Source organism: Pseudomonas sp. EggHat1, assembly GCF_014892995.1.
GTDB lineage: Bacteria > Pseudomonadota > Gammaproteobacteria > Pseudomonadales > Pseudomonadaceae > Aquipseudomonas > Aquipseudomonas chaetocerotis.
Window position 1 is genome coordinate 162,517 of the sequence record NZ_JACKQK010000010.1, and the last position, 17,237, is coordinate 179,753.

Genomic DNA, 17,237 nt, shown 5'->3' on the forward strand with positions numbered 1-17,237 from the left:
AAGCCAGGGTGCGCACAGCGCACCCTACGGTTTGAGGAGTGATATGCGCGCGGATCTGATCATCGTCGGTGCCGGTATGGTCGGCAGTACCCTGGCGCTGGCGCTGGAACACAGCGGTCTGGAGATTGTGATCGTCGATGGCAGCCCGCTGAGCGTGGCGCCGTTCGATGCGCAGGCGCCGTTCGAGCCGCGCGTCAGTGCATTGTCGATGGCCAGTCAGCGCATTCTCGAGCGCCTGGGCGCCTGGCAGGGCATCGCCGCGCGGCGTGCCTGCCCTTATGGCGAGATGCGCGTGTGGGACGGCTCCGGCACCGGCAGCATCCACTTCGCCGCCGCCAGCGTGCATGCCGACACGCTTGGTCATATCGTCGAGAATCGCGTGGTGCAGGATGCCCTGCTCGAACGTCTGCACGACAGCCAGATCGGTCTGTTGCCCGGCACACGCCTGGAGCAACTGCGCCGCAGCGGCGATGACTGGCTGCTGACCCTGGAAGGCGGCCGTCAGTTGCGTGCGCCGCTGCTGGTGGCGGCTGATGGCGCCAATTCCGCGGTGCGGCGCCTGGCCGGTTGCGCCACGCGCGAATGGGATTATCTGCACCATGCCATCGTCACCAGCGTGCGTTGCGAGCGTCCGCATCAGGCCACCGCCTGGCAACGCTTCACCGACGATGGTCCACTGGCCTTCCTGCCGCTGGCAGGGCCTGCTGGCGAGCATTGGTGCTCGATCGTCTGGTCGACCGTGCCGGTGGAGGCCGAGCGTCTGATGGCGCTGGACGATGAAACCTTCTGCATCGAGCTGAGCAAGGCCTTCGAATCGCGCCTGGGCAAGGTGCTGCATGCTGATCGCCGTCTGTGCATCCCGCTGCGCCAGCGTCATGCCAAGCGCTATGTGGAGCCTGGGCTGGCGCTGATCGGCGATGCCGCGCACACCATCCATCCACTGGCGGGGCAGGGGGTCAACCTGGGTTTCCTTGACGCTGCTGTGCTGGCCGAGGTGCTGCTGCATGCCGCCGAACGGGGTGAGCACCTCAGTGATGAGCGCGTGCTGAGCCGTTTCGAGCGTCGGCGCATGCCGCACAACCTGGCGATGATGGCGGCGATGGAAGGCTTTCAGCGCCTGTTCCAGGCCGACCCCTTGCCGCTGCGCCTGCTGCGCAATGTCGGTCTCGATCTGGTCGACGGTCAGGCCGAGGCCAAGGCGCTGTTCGTGCGTCAGGCGCTTGGGCTAGCCGGTGACCTGCCGGAATTGGCGCGGGCCTGAGCGGACGCAACTTGTAATAACTGCTGCGTGTTGTCTTGCTGTTTACGTTGAGAAGGCAAATAACATTCACTACTATTCAGCCACTTTGCTCACCCACAAGAGGCTGGTCCCATGAAGGCTCGCAACGCGCTTCTCGCTGCATTCACTCTCAGCACCCTGGCAACCGCCGTTCAGGCTGCCGACGAAGTGGTGGTCTATTCCGCCCGCATCGATGAGCTGATCAAGCCGGTGTTCGATGCCTACACCGAGAAAACTGGGGTCAAGGTGAAGTTCATCACCGACAAGGAAGCCCCGCTGATCGCCCGCCTCAAGGCCGAAGGCGCCAACACCCCGGCCGACCTGCTGATTACCGTCGACGCCGGCAACCTCTGGCAGGCCGAGCAGGAAGGCGTGCTGCAGCCGACCAAGTCCGACGTGATCGACGCCAACATCCCCGCCCAGTACCGCTCCAGCACCGACAGCTGGACTGGCCTGTCGCTGCGTGCGCGGACCATTTTCTACTCCACCGAGCGCGTCAAGCCGCAAGAGTTGTCCACCTACGAAGCCCTGGCTGACAAAAACTGGGAAGGCCGCCTGTGCCTGCGGACCAGCAAGAAGGTCTACAACCAGTCGCTGACCGCCACTCTGATCGAAGCCCATGGCGCCGAGAAGACCGAGGAGATCGTCAAGGGCTGGGTCAACAACCTGGCTACCGACGTATTCCCGGATGACACCGCGCTGCTGCAGGCCATCGACGCCGGCCAGTGCGACGTGGGCATTACCAACACCTACTACTACGGCCGTCTGCACAAGCAGCAGCCGGATCTGAAGGTCAAACCCTTCTGGCCGAACCAGGACGACCGTGGCGTGCACGTCAACCTGGCCGGTGCCGGTGTGACCAAGCATGCACCGCACGCCGAACAGGCCAAGAAGCTGCTGGAGTGGATGACCACCCCGGAAGCGCAGAGCATCTTCGCCGGCGTCAACCAGGAGTTCCCGGCCAACCCGGCGGTCGCACCGTCCGAGGAAGTGGCTGCCTGGGGTACCTTCAAGGCTGACTCGGTTGCGACCGAAGTGGCGGGCAAGCGTCAGGCTGAAGCGACCATGCTGATGGATCGCGCCGGCTGGCAGTAAAGGAGATCGTACCCACGCTCCGGCGTGGGTACGTCGCCAGTGACGCTCCGCGTCACGCCTGTTGGCTTCTGACGCTGGAGCGTCGAGCGCTGCGTTCCCACGCAGAGCGTGGGAACGATCATCGACGAGCACAGCGCTGCCGTTATACTGCGACGCCCCGCCTAGCCGGGGCGTCGTCATTTCCGTAGTAGAGGAATCCGCGTGCCGCATCCCGTCCAGCGTCGCTGGTATCCCATCGTTCTTGCCGTCGCCGTTCTTGTGCTGATGCCCCTGTCGGTATTGCTGTTGAGCTGGCATGAGGTCGATCAGCAAATCTGGTCGCACCTGTGGCAGACGCAGATGGCGCGGCTGATTGGTAACACGCTGACGTTGGTGATGGGGGTCGGTGTGGGTGTGACGCTGCTGGGCGTCAGCCTGGCCTGGCTCACCAGCCTCTGCGAGTTCCCCGGGCGGCGCTGGCTGGACTGGGCGCTGATGCTGCCTTTCGCCATTCCCGCCTATGTCCTGGCCTTCGTCTTCGTAGGCTTGCTGGATTTCGCCGGCCCGGTGCAGACGCTGCTGCGCGAATGGTTCGGCAGCGGCTTGCGCTTGCCGCGAGTGCGCTCTACCGGTGGCGTGATCATCGTTCTGGTGCTGGTGTTCTATCCCTACGTCTACCTGCTCGCCCGTGGTGCCTTCCTGGCTCAGGGCAAGGGCCTGATGGAGGCGGCGCGGGTACTGGGGCAGAGCCCGTGGCAGGCGTTCTGGCGTGTGGCGCTGCCGATGGCGCGGCCAGCCATCGGTGCCGGCCTGGCTCTGGCGATCATGGAAACTCTGGCCGATTTCGGTGCGGTGTCGGTGTTCAATTTCGACACCTTCACCACGGCGATCTACAAGACCTGGTACAGCTTCTACAGCCTGACCAGCGCCACTCAGTTGGCGAGTCTGCTGCTGCTGGCGGTGGCGCTGGTGCTCTATGGTGAGCGCCGTGCGCGTGGCGCCGCGCGGCCAGCCAACGAGCGGCCACGGGGCAAGGCGCTGTATCAGTTGCACGGTTGGAAGGCCTTCGCCGCCAGCGCCTGGTGCGGTCTGGTGTTCGCCTGCGCCTTCGTTATCCCGCTGCTGCAACTGCTGGCCTGGTTCTGGCAGCGCGGCCGCTTCGACCTCGATGAGCGCTACGCCGGGCTGATCCTGCATACCCTCTATCTGGGCGGCATGGCGGCGTTGATCACCGTCAGCGTGGCCATGCTGCTGGCCTTCGCCCGGCGTCAGGCGCCGAATCGCGGCGTGCGTTTCGGTGTGGCGCTGGGCAACCTCGGCTATGCCTTGCCGGGTTCGGTGCTGGCGGTGGCGATCATGCTGGCGTTCAGCTTTCTTGATCGTGAGCTGATAATTCCACTGTCCACGGTATTGGGCGGTGCCGGCAAGCCGCTATTGCTGGGTAGCCTGGCGGCGCTGTTGGTGGCCTATCTGATTCGCTTCATGGCGGTGGCCTTCGGGCCTCTGGAAACCAGCCTGGCGCGTATTCGTCCGTCCCTGCCGGAGGCTTCGCGCAGCCTGGGTGTTGGCAGCTTCGGGCTGTTCTTCAGGGTCTATCTGCCGCTGCTGCTGCCTGGCACGTTGTCGGCGGCGTTGTTGGTGTTCGTCGATGTGCTCAAGGAGATGCCTGCGACCCTGCTGATGCGCCCGTTCGGCTGGGACACGCTGTCGGTACGAGTCTTCGAAATGACCAGCGAGGGCGAATGGGCGCGCGCCTCGCTGCCTGCGTTGACCCTGGTATTGGTCGGACTGCTGCCGGTGATTTTGCTGATTCGTCGTTCGGCACGCGGTTTCGGTTGATCAATACAGCGCTGTAGGGCGGGTGCAACCCGCCAGTGTCGGGGCATGGCGGGTTACACCCGCTCTACGACCTGAAGCCAGGATGACCCCCCGGACGCATGCGGCTACAATGCGCGCCATTCGCGAGTCGGGGCAGCCCGACAGGACTCATCTAGAAGCGTAGCCGAGGCAGCCAGTGCAAGGCGACAGTGGGAGAGAAAGCGGAATGTACTTTTGTACATGAGCATTTCGAGCCCACTTTCAACGCAGCAATGGCAACGGAGGTAGCTTCTAGGGGGCTAAATCGCTTCGCCAAGCCCGGAAGGAGATAACCCATGGGACAGCGCACCCCCCTCTATGACCTGCACCTGGCACTGGGGGCCAAGATGGTGGATTTCGGCGGCTGGGACATGCCGCTGCACTACGGTTCGCAAGTGGAGGAGCATCATCAGGTGCGCCGCGAGTGCGGCGTGTTCGATGTCTCGCACATGTGCGTGGTGGACGTGAGTGGCAGCCAGGCCCAGGCCTTTCTGCAGCGTCTGCTGGCCAACGATGTGGCCCGTCTGGAGAGCCCCGGCAAGGCGCTGTACAGCGCCATGCTCAATGAGCAGGGCGGGGTGATCGACGACCTGATCGTCTACCTCACCAGCTCATCTTCCCAGGAGCAGGGCTATCGGCTGGTGGTCAACGCCGGCACCCGTGACAAGGACCTGGCCTGGATGCACGCCCAGGCTGGCGATTTCGATGTGCAGCTGCGTGAGCGTCGTGACCTGGCCATGCTCGCCATTCAGGGGCCCAAGGCGCGGGCACGGGTATCGGAACTGTTGAGCCAGGCACGTGCAGCGCTGATCCATGAGCTCAAGCCGTTCCAGGGGTTGCCCGAGGGCGACTGGTTCATCGCCCGTACCGGTTATACCGGCGAAGACGGGCTGGAGATCGTCCTGCCGGTGAGCGAGGTGGTGTCCTTGCTCAACGATCTGGTCGGTGCCGGTATCGCTCCCATCGGCCTTGGCGCACGCGACACGCTGCGCCTGGAGGCGGGGATGAACCTCTATGGCCAGGACATGGATGAGCAGGTCAGCCCGCTGGCCGCCAATATGGCCTGGACCATCGCCTGGGAGCCGGTCGATCGCGATTTCATCGGCCGTCCGGCGCTGGAGGCGCAGCGCGCTGCCGGTTGCCCGAGCAAGCTGGTGGGCCTGGTACTGGAGGAGCGCGGCGTGCTGCGCGCGCATCAGGTGGTGCGCGTCGAAGGTATCGGTGACGGCGAGATCACCAGTGGCAGCTTCTCGCCTACGCTGAACAAATCCATCGCGTTGGCACGGGTGCCGGCAGCGACCGGGGATCGGGCCGAGGTGGAGATCCGTGGCAAGTGGTACCCGGTGCGGGTGGTCAGGCCGGGCTTCGTGCGCAACGGCAAAACCCTTATCTGAATCATCAGGTCGCGGTGCTGGCTTCCCCTGGCGCCGCGGCCTGCTAAATTGTCCTGACGGCCCACTTGCCGTCATCGCTTACGAGGAAAGACACATGAGCAATATCCCCGCCGATCTGCGTTATGCCGCCAGCCACGAGTGGGCGCGCCTGGAGGCTGACGGCAGCGTGACCGTGGGCATCTCCGACCATGCCCAGGAAGCCCTTGGCGACGTGGTGTTCATCGAGCTGCCGGAAGTTGGCAAGCAACTGAATGCTGGCCAGGAAGCGGGCGTGGTGGAGTCGGTCAAGGCTGCCTCCGACATCTACGCACCCGTTGGCGGCGAAGTGATCGCCATCAACGAAGCGCTGACCGACAGCCCGGAAAGCGTCAACAGCGACCCATACGGCAGCTGGTTCTTCAAGCTCAAGCCGAGCGACGCCAGCGAGCTGGACAAGCTGCTGGACGCTGCAGCCTATCAAGCCGCTGCTGACGCCGACGCCTGATTCATCTGGCCTCGACCCGGAAACCCGCTACGGCGGGTTTCTGCGTTTCTGGGCTCCGCTAATGAAGTCGCTTGTAGGGCGTCAGTGGTAGCCCGGATGTAATCCGGGGAGTGACGATACCCTTGTGGGAGGCGCTTCAGCGGCGAGCTCTTGTCGCGGCTAAAGCCCCTCCCACGATTGTGCATGCATCGGTTGATGCAGGTAGGCGCGCTCCTGTAAGGCCTGTTCAATCCCCTCCTTAACCGCTGGTCAGCTGGGCTATCACTTTTCCAAAATACAATATATAAAAATACATATTGTATTAAGTGAAGGTGTTCCATGGTCGAATCCATCGATATCCAGCAACTGCGCGCCAATGCCGACGCTGCCGGACAACTGCTCAAGGCGCTGGCCAATCCGGATCGTCTGCTGCTGCTATGCCAGCTGTCGCAGGGCGAGCTCAATGTCAGCGAACTGGAGACGCTGCTCGGTATCCAGCAGCCCACGCTGTCACAGCAACTGGCCGTGCTGCGTCGTGAAGGGCTGGTGGCAACCCGTCGCGACGGCAAGCAGATCTTCTATCGCATCAGCAGTCCGGCGGCGCTGGCGGTGATCGAAACCCTCTACCACCTGTTCTGCGAGGGCCGGCAATGAACGTCGACTGGGCTGCTTTCACGCCCTGGAGTGCTCTGGCTGGCGGTGCCCTGATCGGCCTGGCGGCCTCCGTGTTCGCCCTGGTAAATGGCCGGGTTGCCGGTATCAGCGGCCTGCTCGGCAGTCTGCTGCAACGCGGTGCTGAGGGGCGAGGTGAAAAGGCGGCATTCCTTCTTGGCCTGCTTCTGGCGCCCTTGCTCTGGGGAGTGTTCGCGGCATTGCCGGCTATTCGATTCGAGACGGGCAGCCTGGGCTTGATCGTTGCCGGCTTGCTGGTCGGTATCGGTACCCGCTATGGCTCGGGCTGCACCAGCGGCCATGGCGTCTGCGGTATTTCCCGTCTGTCGCCGCGCTCGCTGGTGGCCACGTTGGGCTTCATGGCCAGCGGTTTCGTCACGGTATTTGTCCTGCGTCATCTGCTGGGGGCATGAACATGGTCAGACTCAGTGCATTCGCCTGCGGCCTGCTGTTTGGTTTTGGATTGCTGTTGGCGGGCATGGCCGATCCGGCCAAGGTGCTGGCCTTTCTCGATCTGGCCGGTAACTGGGACCCGTCTCTCGCCCTGGTGATGGCGGGCGCCATTGGCGTCGCGGCGCTGCCGTTGAGTTTGGCGCAGCGGCGCGCCAAGGCACTGCTCGGCGGCGCCATGCAGTTGCCGAGGCGTCGCGACCTCGATGTTCGTCTGATTGGTGGCAGCCTGCTTTTCGGTGTCGGTTGGGGTATCGCCGGCATCTGTCCGGGGCCGGCCGTTGCCATCCTGCTGACCGGGCACTGGCAGGCACTACTGTTCGTCGCGGCGATGCTCGCCGGGATGCTGATCTTTACTGCGCTGGAAGGCCGGCGCGGACGTTGACCTGGAGAAACTCGATGAAAGCCAATGTTGGAACGCTCGACCGCAGTCTGCGCATCGTCGCAGGTCTGATTCTGATCGCGCTGAGTCTGGCCGGCGTGATCGGTCTGTGGGGCTGGATCGGTGTAGTGCCACTGGCAACCGGCATCTTCCGCTTCTGCCCTGTGTATCCACTACTGGGTATCAACACCTGCAAAATGAAATGAAACATATCCACTGAGGCGAGATGCGTACGCGGTTTGATTCAGATCAAGTCGCCCTTGGTTTGCGCTGGGCATGGTCAAGGCATAACCAGAACAGCCAATACCCGAGGAGATATACGCATGCGCACTCTGAGCCTGATGGTCGGGTTGTGCCTGGGCGCCAGCGCCTGGGCCAATGTACCGATCAACGAACCCGTCGAGCCTATCTCACCGGCCGAGATCACCGATCCGGCCAAGGTGGAACTGGGCAAGCAGCTGTTTTTCGATCCGCGCCTGTCGCGCTCGGGTTTCATTTCCTGCAACTCCTGCCACAACCTGTCGATGGGCGGCAGTGACAACCTGCCCAGCTCCATCGGTCATAACTGGCAGCAAGGGCCGATCAATTCGCCCACGGTGCTCAATTCCAGTCTCAACCTCGCGCAGTTCTGGGATGGCCGCGCCGCCGATCTCAAGGAACAGGCTGCTGGCCCCATCGCGAACCCGATGGAGATGGCCTTCACTCACATTCTCGCCATCGACGTGCTGCGCTCGATCCCGCAATACCGCGAATCGTTCAAGGCCGTGTACAAGACCGATGAAATCACCCTCGATGAGGTGACCGACGCCATCGCCGAGTTCGAAAAGACTCTGGTCACGCCCAATTCGCGCTTCGACCTGTGGCTCAAGGGCGACCAGCAGGCCATTACCCAGACCGAACTGGAGGGCTACCAGCTGTTCAAGTCCATCGGCTGCGTCGCCTGCCACAACGGCCCGGCGCTGGGCGGTAACTCGTTCCAGAAGATGGGGTTGGTCGAACCCTACGAAACCAGCAATCCGGCCGAGGGCGTGGCTGGCCTGACCGGCAAGGATGCCGACCGCTTCAAGTTCAAGGTGCCAACCTTGCGCAATGTCGAACTGACCTATCCCTACTTCCACGACGGCGCCTACTGGAAGTTGGAGGAGTCGGTGGACATCATGGCGCGCTTGCAGTTGGGGCGTAAGTTGAGCGAGGAGGAGATCGGCAAGATCACCGCCTTCCTCAAGACACTGACCGGCGAGCAGCCGAGCTTTGCCCTGCCGATCCTGCCGCCGTCGAACAACGATACGCCGCGGCCGCAGCCGTTCGAGTGAGTTGGCGGTCATGTAAACGCCCGGCATGTGCCGGGCGTTTACAGGCGGAGGCGGGTAAATCCGCCGTAGGGTGGATAACGCTGTGTTTATCCACCATTGCCGGAAGGCAGGGGTGCCGCCTTTGGTGGACAAGCTTCGCGTTGTCCACCCTACGTTGCTCAGCCTTTGGGCTGCTGCTGGGTGATGCAGTGGATATTGCCGCCGCCGAGCAGAATCTCGCGGCCTGGCACCATCACCACGCGATGCTCGGGGAACACGCGTTGAAGAATGGCACGGGCTTCCTCATCCTTCGGGTCATCGAAGCTCGGCGCGACGATGCCACCGTTGACGATTAGGAAGTTGACGTAGGAGCCGGCCAGGCGAACTTCCGGATTACGCTCTTGGCTGCCGTCGACGATGTCGACGCCTGCGCATTCTTCTGCGGTGGCGTGAAGCGGGCCAGGGATTGGCATCTTGTGCACGGTCAACTGACGGCCCCTGGCGTCGCGCGCGTTTTCCAGCACGCGCATGGCGGCCTGGCAACGCGGATAGTTGGGATCATTCACATCGTCGGTCCAGGCCAGTAGCACTTCACCAGGACGCACGTAGCAGCAGAAGTTGTCGACGTGGCCATCGGTCTCGTCGTTGTACAGGCCGTCCGGCAGCCAGATCACCGTGTCGATGGCCAGGTGCTCGCGCAGCACGGCCTCGATTTCCTCACGCGACAGGTGCGGGTTGCGGTTCTTGTTCAGCAGGCACTCCTCGGTGGTGATCAGGGTGCCTTCGCCGTCGACGTGGATCGAGCCACCCTCGAGCACGAAACCTTCGGTGCGATAGCACTTGCAGCCTTCGATCTCGAGAATCTTGCGCGCTACCTGGTCGTCACGCAGCCATGGCCAGTAAAGACCGCCGTCGAAGCCGCCCCAGGCATTGAACGCCCAGTCCACGCCGCGCACTTCGCCGTTGGCGTTGCTGACGAAGGTCGGGCCGGTGTCGCGCACCCAGGCGTCGTCGGTGGTGATTTCCACCAGGCGGATGTTGGCGTCATCCAGGCGCGCGCTGGCGTTTTCGTATTGCGCTGCGGACACGCAGACGGTTACTGGCTCGAACTGGGCGATGGCCTTGGCCACCGCGGCGAAGGCGGCCTGGGCCGGCTTGCCGCCGTTGCGCCAGTTGTCCGGGCGCTCGGGCCAGACCATCCAGGTCTGGCTGTGTGGTTCCCATTCTGCCGGCATGCGAAAGCCATCGGCGCGTGGTGTGGTGGTCAGCGTGTTCATGTTTCACCTGTAGCCCGGATGCAATCCGGGGAGTTGTGAGAAAAAGCCCCGGATGGCATCCGGGCTACGTTCACTCGCAGCGGTTTTCACCATCGAGCGTCGAAAGTGGCCAGTATAGGTTCGGGCGACGGTCGCGGAACACGCCCCAGGCCGTGCGCACCTTCTCCAGTTCGCTCAGGTCGAAGCTGTGCACCAGTACGCCTTCCTCGATCTGATTCAGCTCCTCGACCTTCTCGCCGAACTGGTTGGCGATGAACGAGCTGCCGTAGAAGGTGATGTCGTAACCATCCTGCTCTTCGCGGCCGATGCGGTTGCTGGCCACCAGCGGCATCAGGTTGGCGCCGGCATGACCCTGCTGCACGCGCTGCCAGTGGTCGCGCGAGCTGATATTGGCATCGTGCGGCTCGCTGCCGATGGCGGTCGGGTAGAAGAGGATTTCCGCGCCCATCAGGGCCATGCTGCGTGCGCACTCCGGGAACCATTGGTCCCAGCAGATGCCCACGCCGATGCGCGCGTAGGCGGTGTCCCAGACCTTGAAGCCGGTATCGCCCGGGTTGAAGTAGTACTTCTCGTGGTAGCCGGGACCATCAGGGATGTGGCTTTTTCGATAAATACCGAGGTTGCTGCCGTCAGCGTCGAGGATGGCGATGCTGTTGAAGCGGGCGCGGCCGGCACGCTCGAAGAAGCTTATCGGCAGCACCACCTTCAGTTCGGCGGCGACCTTCTGGAAGTGCACGATGGCCGGATTGTCTTCCACCGTGGTTGCCAGCTGGGTGTAGTCGGCGTTCGGCTTCTGGCAGAAGTAGGGCGCCTCGAACAGCTCCTGGATCAGGATGATCTGGGCGCCCCGGGCTGCTGCCTGGCGCACCAGCCTCTCGGCGTTGGCGATGTTCGCGGGGGTATCCCAGGAGCAGGCCATCTGGGTCGCAGCGACGGTAACGATACGGGACATGAAGCACCTCTTGGCTCGTTCACAGGCCAGCCCGGCTTCACCGGAGGGCCTTCTCGGAGTGCCATGGCTGGATATCGACCAAGGCGGGATGCTCGATTTATATCCGATAAATATCGGTATTAGAAGGCGCTACTGATCGAATTTTCGAAAATTATTCGATTTTTGTCGGATTCATGAGTTTGCAAACCCTGTGGGCGCACAAGGGCTCGATTGCCGAGATGTCGGCGGTGTGCAACCCGGCCCCGCGACACCCTACGGGATAAGCGGCGTGGCTCGTTTTGGCAGCGCAGCGGGCAGGTAAAGGCCCAGGTAGGCATCGAAAACGCGCATGCCTTCCTCGGCCAGGCGGGGGCTGATTTCGCCGTGCAGTTGCACGGAGCGGGCGTAGACGCGATCACCCAGCTCCATGGCCAGGGCGAATACATCGATATCCGTCGGTAATTGCGGCAGGGGGAAGTGACGCTCGAACAATGCCTGCATCAGGCGGCCCAGTTCGAGGTCGTGCTGATGGTCAGCTTGAGTGACTTCGGCCAGGCCGTGCTGGGCGAGGATCAACTGGCGCGCTGCGGCGTCCCGCGCGTAGATGTCCAGCATGCGTTGTTCGACGATACGCGACAGGTCATGCCAGGTGTGCAGGGTGACATGCTCGACGGGTTCCTGCAGGCAGGCGCGAAAGGCTGCGTGTACGTCTGCAGTAAGGCCTTCGAGCAGTGCCGGTACGCTGGCGAAGAAGTGGTAGACCGAGGAAGGCGGAATCTTCGCGTGCTCGGCCACCGTGTAGACCGACAGATTGGCCACGCCTTGCTCGGCCAGCAGTTCGCGTGCTGCCGCGAGGATCACGGCGATCCGTGCCTGACTGCTGGCGCGCGGCTTACGGGGGCTGGCAGGACGCGACATGGTGAGCTCCTCGGTGGGCGAGGTGCTATTGGACGTCAGGCGGTGTTGGCGAGGCAAGCCTCGCCATCCGTTCAACTGCCGTCGCGGAAGCGCTGCCAGACGTTGTTACGCACCTGAGCATGTTTCTGCGAGAGAACCTCCAGTGGATACAGGCGGCGCTTGGTGTCCTGATCCGGATAGAGCCCGGGTTGCTCCAGCAGGGCGCTGTCGATGAACTGTGCCGAGTCGGCATTGCCGTTGGGGTAGAGCGTCTCGGCGGTGATCTGCGCGATCACCTGCGGCTGCATCAGGTAGTTGATGAAGCGGTGGGCGAGCTCCGGGCGGCTGGCATTGGCAGGGATCACCAGGTTGTCGATGAACAGTACCGAGCCCTCGTCCGGCACCACGAAGCGCACTGGCTGGCCGGCCTGCGCTGCGGCCAGTGCATCGCCGACCCAGGCCATGGCCAGGCACAGGCGACCGTTGCTGAGGTCTTCGATATAGCGCTCACTGTCGACATAGCGCAGGCTCGGGCGCAGAGCGTCGAGTATCTCTCCGGCGCGCTCGATGCGGCTTGGTGCGCTGCGTGCCAGGCTGCGGCCCTGGTAGTTGAGTAGCAACGACAGGGTTTCATCCGACGCATCCAGTACGCTGATGCCGCAACTGGCCAGGCGCTTGCTCTGGTCGGCGTCGAACAGCAGGCTCCAGCTGTCCGGCAACGGGCCGCCATAGGCCGCTTCGGCCTGCGGGGTATTGATCGCCAGGCCAACCGCGCCCCACAGGTAGGGGATGGCGTGCTGGTTCTGCGGGTCGACCGCAGCCAGCTTGCTCAGCAGTTGCTTGTCCAGGTGCGTGCGGTTGGGCAGCAGGGTGAAATCCAGCGGGCGAATGCGGCCGCTGGCGATCAGCCTTGGCAGGTCATTGTGCGAGGGCACGGCGATGTCGATGGGCTGACCGCTTTCCAGCGCTTGCGCCAACTCCTCGGCACTGGCGAAAGTGTGGTACTCGACCTCGATGCCTGTGTCGCGGGTGAAGTTTTCCAGCACCTGCGGCGCGATGTAATCGTTCCAGTTGTAGACACGGATGCTGTCGGCGGCCTGAGCCAGGCCGCAGCTCAGGCCTAGCAGGATGGCGGCAAGAGCGCGTTGCATGAGTAACTCCCCGATTGATCAAAGCAACAGTATCCGGCGGTCTGGTTTGCCGGGGTTTGATGCATGTCAGCGCGGTCGCCTTGTGGCGAACCGCTGGTCCCTACGCGAAGCGTCAGAGCTGTCGGTTGGCAGTTGGCAGGCAAAAAGAAGCCGGCTCTGCGGCCGGCTTTCTCGGTGTTACACGGTGTGCAGGTACCAGTTGTACTCGAGGTCGGAGATAGTGGTCTCGAACTCCTGCAGCTCGGCTTCCTTGCACGCGACGAAGATGTCGATGTACTTCGGATCGATGTACTTGTTCAGCACTTCGCTGTCGTCCAGCTCGCGCAGCGCGTCGCGCAGGTTGTTCGGCAGGCTCTGCTCGAGTTGCTCGTAGGAGTTGCCTTCGATCGGCTCGCCCGGGTCGATCTGGTTGGTCAGACCGTGGTGGATGCCGGCGAGGATCGACGCCAGCATCAGGTAGGGATTGGCGTCGGCGCCGGCCACCCGGTGTTCGATGCGCACGGCGTCGGCGCTGCCGGTCGGCACGCGCACGGCCACGGTGCGGTTGTCCAGCGCCCAGCTCGGCGCGTTGGGCACGTAGAACTGCGCGCCGAAGCGGCGGTAGGAGTTCACGTTGGGGCAGAGGAAAGCCATACTCGCGGCCATGGTGTCGAGGATGCCGCCGATGGCGTGGCGCAGCGGCTGGTTCTCCAGCGGGTTGTCGGCGGCGAAGATGTTCTTGCCGGTCTTCTTGTCCAGCAGCGAGATGTGCACGTGCAGGCCGTTGCCGGCCTGGCCCGGATAGGGCTTGGCCATGAAGGTGGAATCCATCTCATGGTCGTAGGCGATGTTCTTGATCAGGCGCTTGAGCAGCAGCGCGTAGTCGCAGGCCTTGATGGCGTCTTCGACGTGGTGCAGGTTGACCTCGAACTGCGCCGGGGCACTTTCCTTGACGATGGCATCGGCCGGGATGTCCTGCTCCTTGGCGGCTTCGAGCATGTCCTGCAGGCAGTCGACGTACTCGTCGAGGTCGTCGATCAGGTAGACCTGAGTGGAATGCGGGCGCTTGCCGGAGATCGGTGAGCGCGGCGGCTGCGGCCGACCGTTCACGTTCTCCTGGTCGATCAGGTAGAACTCCAGTTCGAAGGCTGCGCAGATACGCAGGCCCAGTTCGTCGAACTTCTGCACCACCTGTCGCAATACCTCGCGCGGGTCGGCGAAGAAAGGCGTGCCGTCCAGCTCGTGCATGGTCATCAGCAGTTGCGCAGTGGGGCGCTTCTGCCAGGGCTCGTTGCACAGGGTATCGGGGATGGGGAAGCAGATACGGTCGGCGTCACCGATATCCAGGCCAAGGCCGGTGCTCTCGACGGTGGAACCATTGATGTCGAGGGCGAAGAGCGAGGCCGGCAGGTTGATGCCTTTCTCGTACACCTTGTGCAGGGCGTTTCGGTCGATGCGCTTGCCGCGCACCACGCCATTCATATCTGCAATAAGAAGGTCGACGAACTGGACCTCGGGATGTTCCTTGAGGAACGCGTTCGCTTCGTTAAGCTGAACGGCACGCGGGGGTACCGACATGATGCAACACCTTTTTGTTAAATATATCAATCATGCGACTGCATGGGTGTGAGTCAATCCGAAACGCACTTTACTGTCAAGCTGGCCTCATGATGCCCTGTAGTGGGGCGTGATGGCCATTTTTGGGGCATTTAAAGGCCTTTCAGCGTGCTCCGGGCGTTGATCTTTCAGGCTGCTCAGTGGGGTGTGTTCAATTTTTTACAGAGCTATTGTGTAAAAAAATGAACAAGGCTAAGCTCGGTTCAAACCCACTAACAGCAATAATACGGGTGTCTCATGTTTTGCCTGCCGACCATCGGCGTCAGCGCTTGCACCAGGACCATCGGTCACACGACCTCTTCCCTCGTCAGCGAGGCGAGTCTGCTCATCATGCGGGCTCGATCAGTCATGAGCATGGCCGCTGCAGCGCAGCAACAGCTTTCCTTTGCGGCTTCTGCGCCGCGCGGCCTGTCTCACCAGGCCGTTCGCTCATTCCATACCCTGCACGATAGCGTACGTGGCCGCGCAACGCCCCTTGGCGTCCGCTCAGGCCCACGCTCGGCAACACACAAGCCACTGGCTGGCTTCGCTGGGCTCGCGCCATGCCGCGAAACAGACAGCTCGGTGTTCGTGGAAAAGGGTGAGCGGATTTATTTCGGTGGAGTGAAATGCCAGGTGCCGGAGGTGCCGCACCCCTAGTAGCATCCACCCGAATATCTCGCCTTCTTTCAGGCCTTTGGTGAGGCTTGCAGGGAGAAGGCGGGGCAACGCTGAACCCGCTATAACTCAAGCTGGTTCTACAACCCTGAGGTCTCTATGAGTACCAAGTTAGACCAGCTCACGAGCTGGCTGAAAGAACGCAAAATCACCGAAGTCGAATGCCTGATCAGCGACCTGACCGGCATTGCTCGCGGCAAGATCTCGCCGACCAACAAGTTCCTCGACGAGAAGGGCATGCGCCTTCCCGAGAGCGTGCTGCTGCAGACCGTGACCGGCGACTACGTCGAGGATGACATCTATTACGAGTTGCTGGATGAGGCGGACATCGACATGTTCTGCCGCCCGGACGCCAATGCCGTATTCCTCGTACCCTGGGCCATCGAGCCCACCGCGATGGTGATCCACGACACCTTCGACAAGCAGGGCAACCCCATCGAGCTGTCGCCGCGCAACATTCTCAAGCGTGTGCTGCAGATGTATGCCGACAAGGGCTGGAAGCCCATCGTCGCGCCGGAGATGGAGTTCTACCTGACCAAGCGCAACAGTGACCCAGACTTCCCGCTGGTAGCGCCGATGGGGCGTTCCGGTCGTCCGGAGGTGGGGCGGCAGTCGTTCTCCATCGATGCCGCCAACGAATTCGACCCGCTGTTCGAAGACGTTTACGACTGGTGCGAACTGCAACACCTGGATCTCGACACCCTGATCCACGAAGACGGTCCGGCACAGATGGAAATCAACTTCCGGCATGGCGAAGCCCTGCATCTGGCCGACCAGATCACCGTGTTCAAGCGCACCATGCGCGAGGCCGCGCTCAAGCATGACGTGGCGGCGACCTTCATGGCCAAGCCGATCACCGACGAGCCGGGCAGCGCCATGCACATCCACCAGAGTGTGGTCGACATCAAGACCGGCAAGAACCTCTTCTCCAATGATGATGGGACGATGAGCGAGCTGTTCCTGCACCACATCGGTGGCTTGCAGAAATATATCCCCGAGCTGTTGCCGCTGTTCGCCCCGAACGTCAATTCGTTCCGCCGTTTCCTGCCCGATACCTCGGCGCCGGTGAACGTGGAGTGGGGCGAGGAGAACCGTACCGTGGGTCTGCGCGTCCCCGAAGCCAGCCCGCAGAATCGCCGCGTGGAAAACCGCCTGGCCGGTGCTGATGCCAACCCTTACCTGGTGCTGGCGGCATCGTTGCTTTGTGGCTACATCGGCATGGCCGAGGGCATCAAACCCGGTGCGCCGGTCAAGGGCCGTGGCTATGAGCGCCGTAACTTGCGCCTGCCGCTGACCATCGAAGCCGCTCTGGAGCGGATGGAAGCATGCAAGGTTGCCGAGAAGTACCTCGGCGAGAAGTTCATGCGCGGCTATGTCGCGGTCAAGCGTGCCGAGCACGAGAACTTCAAGCGGGTGATCAGCTCCTGGGAACGCGAGTTCCTGCTGCTGTCGGTGTAACGCTGCGTAGCCTCTGATGGCTCTGTGGGAGGGGCTTTAGCCGCGAATACCGCCGCTGAAGCGCCTCTCACGATCCAGACGTTTTTCGCGAGTTGTCGAGACGGCTCGCACAAACAAGGTGTTGTGATGAATCAGCAAGCCAAGAACTCCAAGACCGCACACTGGCAGGCCCTCAGTCAGGCCCACCATCTGGCGCCGTTCAGTGATTACAAGCAACTGGCCGAGAAGGGCCCGCGCATCATCACTGAAGCAAAGGGCGTGCACCTGTGGGACAGCGAGGGCAACAAGATCCTCGACGGCATGGCCGGTCTGTGGTGCGTGGCCGTCGGCTATGGCCGCGAGGAACTGGTCGAAGCCGCCAGCGCGCAGATGCGTCAATTGCCGTTCTACAACACCTTCTTCCAGAC

The 17,237-nt window shown here is 62.7% G+C and carries 17 protein-coding genes; 12 read left to right on the plus strand and 5 right to left on the minus strand.

Annotation, left to right across the window (positions count from 1 at the left end):
• Positions 1-43: 43 nt before the first annotated feature.
• From INS93_RS16895 to INS93_RS16940, 10 genes are all read left to right on the plus strand, one after another.
• Positions 44-1,261 carry a 2-octaprenyl-3-methyl-6-methoxy-1,4-benzoquinol hydroxylase gene (locus INS93_RS16895; RefSeq protein ID WP_192984084.1) on the plus strand — a complete coding sequence of 406 codons (1,218 nt, stop codon included), beginning with the start codon at positions 44-46 and terminating at the stop codon, positions 1,259-1,261.
• Between the two features lie 111 nt (positions 1,262-1,372).
• A complete protein-coding gene (locus INS93_RS16900; protein WP_160016802.1) occupies positions 1,373-2,374 on the plus strand; it encodes an extracellular solute-binding protein in 1,002 nt (333 codons plus the stop codon).
• 201 nt (positions 2,375-2,575) lie between these two features.
• Positions 2,576-4,192 (plus strand): ABC transporter permease, encoded by a 1,617-nt coding sequence (locus tag INS93_RS16905; RefSeq protein ID WP_192984087.1) that lies wholly within the window; start codon positions 2,576-2,578, stop codon positions 4,190-4,192.
• Between the two features lie 314 nt (positions 4,193-4,506).
• Complete coding sequence (gene gcvT, locus INS93_RS16910) at positions 4,507-5,604, plus strand: glycine cleavage system aminomethyltransferase GcvT (protein WP_192984090.1); 1,098 nt, start codon at positions 4,507-4,509, stop codon at positions 5,602-5,604.
• 94 nt (positions 5,605-5,698) lie between these two features.
• The gene (gene gcvH, locus INS93_RS16915; protein WP_079784883.1) at positions 5,699-6,088 is read left to right on the plus strand and encodes a glycine cleavage system protein GcvH; all 390 of its coding nucleotides are present in this window, start codon (positions 5,699-5,701) and stop codon (positions 6,086-6,088) included.
• A gap of 318 nt (positions 6,089-6,406) precedes the next feature.
• Positions 6,407-6,721, plus strand: coding sequence for an ArsR/SmtB family transcription factor (locus INS93_RS16920; protein ID WP_192984093.1), 315 nt, complete (start codon positions 6,407-6,409; stop codon positions 6,719-6,721).
• On the plus strand, positions 6,718-7,152 hold the full coding sequence (locus tag INS93_RS16925; protein ID WP_192984096.1) for a YeeE/YedE family protein: 435 nt from the start codon (positions 6,718-6,720) through the stop codon (positions 7,150-7,152). The genes INS93_RS16920 and INS93_RS16925 overlap by 4 nt, the downstream gene beginning before the upstream one ends.
• Positions 7,153-7,154: 2 nt before the next feature.
• The gene (locus INS93_RS16930) at positions 7,155-7,574 is read left to right on the plus strand and encodes a DUF6691 family protein (protein WP_192984099.1); all 420 of its coding nucleotides are present in this window, start codon (positions 7,155-7,157) and stop codon (positions 7,572-7,574) included.
• 14 nt (positions 7,575-7,588) lie between these two features.
• Positions 7,589-7,777 carry a YgaP family membrane protein gene (locus INS93_RS16935; protein WP_192984102.1) on the plus strand — a complete coding sequence of 63 codons (189 nt, stop codon included), beginning with the start codon at positions 7,589-7,591 and terminating at the stop codon, positions 7,775-7,777.
• 117 nt (positions 7,778-7,894) lie between these two features.
• Positions 7,895-8,884 (plus strand): cytochrome-c peroxidase, encoded by a 990-nt coding sequence (locus tag INS93_RS16940; RefSeq protein ID WP_192984105.1) that lies wholly within the window; start codon positions 7,895-7,897, stop codon positions 8,882-8,884.
• Positions 8,885-9,042: 158 nt separating this feature from the next.
• On the opposite strand, the gene aguA is transcribed toward INS93_RS16940, so the two are convergent.
• The 5 genes from aguA to INS93_RS16965 all read right to left on the minus strand — a co-directional run bounded on the left by aguA (position 9,043) and on the right by INS93_RS16965 (position 14,676).
• Positions 9,043-10,140 carry an agmatine deiminase gene (gene aguA, locus INS93_RS16945; RefSeq protein ID WP_192984107.1) on the minus strand — a complete coding sequence of 366 codons (1,098 nt, stop codon included), beginning with the start codon at positions 10,138-10,140 and terminating at the stop codon, positions 9,043-9,045.
• Between the two features lie 70 nt (positions 10,141-10,210).
• Positions 10,211-11,092, minus strand: coding sequence for an N-carbamoylputrescine amidase (aguB, locus tag INS93_RS16950; RefSeq protein ID WP_192984110.1), 882 nt, complete (start codon positions 11,090-11,092; stop codon positions 10,211-10,213).
• Positions 11,093-11,344: 252 nt separating this feature from the next.
• The gene (locus tag INS93_RS16955) at positions 11,345-11,989 is read right to left on the minus strand and encodes a TetR/AcrR family transcriptional regulator (RefSeq protein ID WP_192984113.1); all 645 of its coding nucleotides are present in this window, start codon (positions 11,987-11,989) and stop codon (positions 11,345-11,347) included.
• Between the two features lie 71 nt (positions 11,990-12,060).
• Positions 12,061-13,119: a polyamine ABC transporter substrate-binding protein gene (locus INS93_RS16960; protein ID WP_192984115.1), complete on the minus strand. Its 1,059-nt coding sequence runs from the start codon at positions 13,117-13,119 to the stop codon at positions 12,061-12,063.
• 177 nt (positions 13,120-13,296) lie between these two features.
• Positions 13,297-14,676 (minus strand): glutamine synthetase family protein, encoded by a 1,380-nt coding sequence (locus tag INS93_RS16965; RefSeq protein ID WP_160016790.1) that lies wholly within the window; start codon positions 14,674-14,676, stop codon positions 13,297-13,299.
• Positions 14,677-15,471: 795 nt separating this feature from the next.
• On the opposite strand from INS93_RS16965, the gene INS93_RS16970 reads away from it, so the two are divergent.
• Both INS93_RS16970 and INS93_RS16975 read left to right on the plus strand, forming a co-directional pair.
• Positions 15,472-16,830: a glutamine synthetase family protein gene (locus tag INS93_RS16970; protein WP_160016789.1), complete on the plus strand. Its 1,359-nt coding sequence runs from the start codon at positions 15,472-15,474 to the stop codon at positions 16,828-16,830.
• A gap of 126 nt (positions 16,831-16,956) precedes the next feature.
• Positions 16,957-17,237 (plus strand): aminotransferase class III-fold pyridoxal phosphate-dependent enzyme (locus INS93_RS16975; RefSeq protein ID WP_192984118.1); only part of this gene is annotated, 281 nt, incomplete at its 3' end.

Coding starts and splice junctions, on each gene's coding strand:
- aguA (WP_192984107.1), bottom strand. CDS start 10,140: ATGAACACGCTGACCACCACACCACGCGCCGATGGCTTTCGCATGCCG.
- INS93_RS16970 (WP_160016789.1), top strand. CDS start 15,472: ATGAGTACCAAGTTAGACCAGCTCACGAGCTGGCTGAAAGAACGCAAA.
- INS93_RS16920 (WP_192984093.1), top strand. CDS start 6,407: ATGGTCGAATCCATCGATATCCAGCAACTGCGCGCCAATGCCGACGCT.
- INS93_RS16960 (WP_192984115.1), bottom strand. CDS start 13,119: ATGCAACGCGCTCTTGCCGCCATCCTGCTAGGCCTGAGCTGCGGCCTG.
- INS93_RS16930 (WP_192984099.1), top strand. CDS start 7,155: ATGGTCAGACTCAGTGCATTCGCCTGCGGCCTGCTGTTTGGTTTTGGA.
- INS93_RS16925 (WP_192984096.1), top strand. CDS start 6,718: ATGAACGTCGACTGGGCTGCTTTCACGCCCTGGAGTGCTCTGGCTGGC.
- INS93_RS16895 (WP_192984084.1), top strand. CDS start 44: ATGCGCGCGGATCTGATCATCGTCGGTGCCGGTATGGTCGGCAGTACC.
- INS93_RS16965 (WP_160016790.1), bottom strand. CDS start 14,676: ATGTCGGTACCCCCGCGTGCCGTTCAGCTTAACGAAGCGAACGCGTTC.
- INS93_RS16900 (WP_160016802.1), top strand. CDS start 1,373: ATGAAGGCTCGCAACGCGCTTCTCGCTGCATTCACTCTCAGCACCCTG.
- INS93_RS16935 (WP_192984102.1), top strand. CDS start 7,589: ATGAAAGCCAATGTTGGAACGCTCGACCGCAGTCTGCGCATCGTCGCA.
- gcvT (WP_192984090.1), top strand. CDS start 4,507: ATGGGACAGCGCACCCCCCTCTATGACCTGCACCTGGCACTGGGGGCC.
- INS93_RS16955 (WP_192984113.1), bottom strand. CDS start 11,989: ATGTCGCGTCCTGCCAGCCCCCGTAAGCCGCGCGCCAGCAGTCAGGCA.
- INS93_RS16940 (WP_192984105.1), top strand. CDS start 7,895: ATGCGCACTCTGAGCCTGATGGTCGGGTTGTGCCTGGGCGCCAGCGCC.
- gcvH (WP_079784883.1), top strand. CDS start 5,699: ATGAGCAATATCCCCGCCGATCTGCGTTATGCCGCCAGCCACGAGTGG.
- aguB (WP_192984110.1), bottom strand. CDS start 11,092: ATGTCCCGTATCGTTACCGTCGCTGCGACCCAGATGGCCTGCTCCTGG.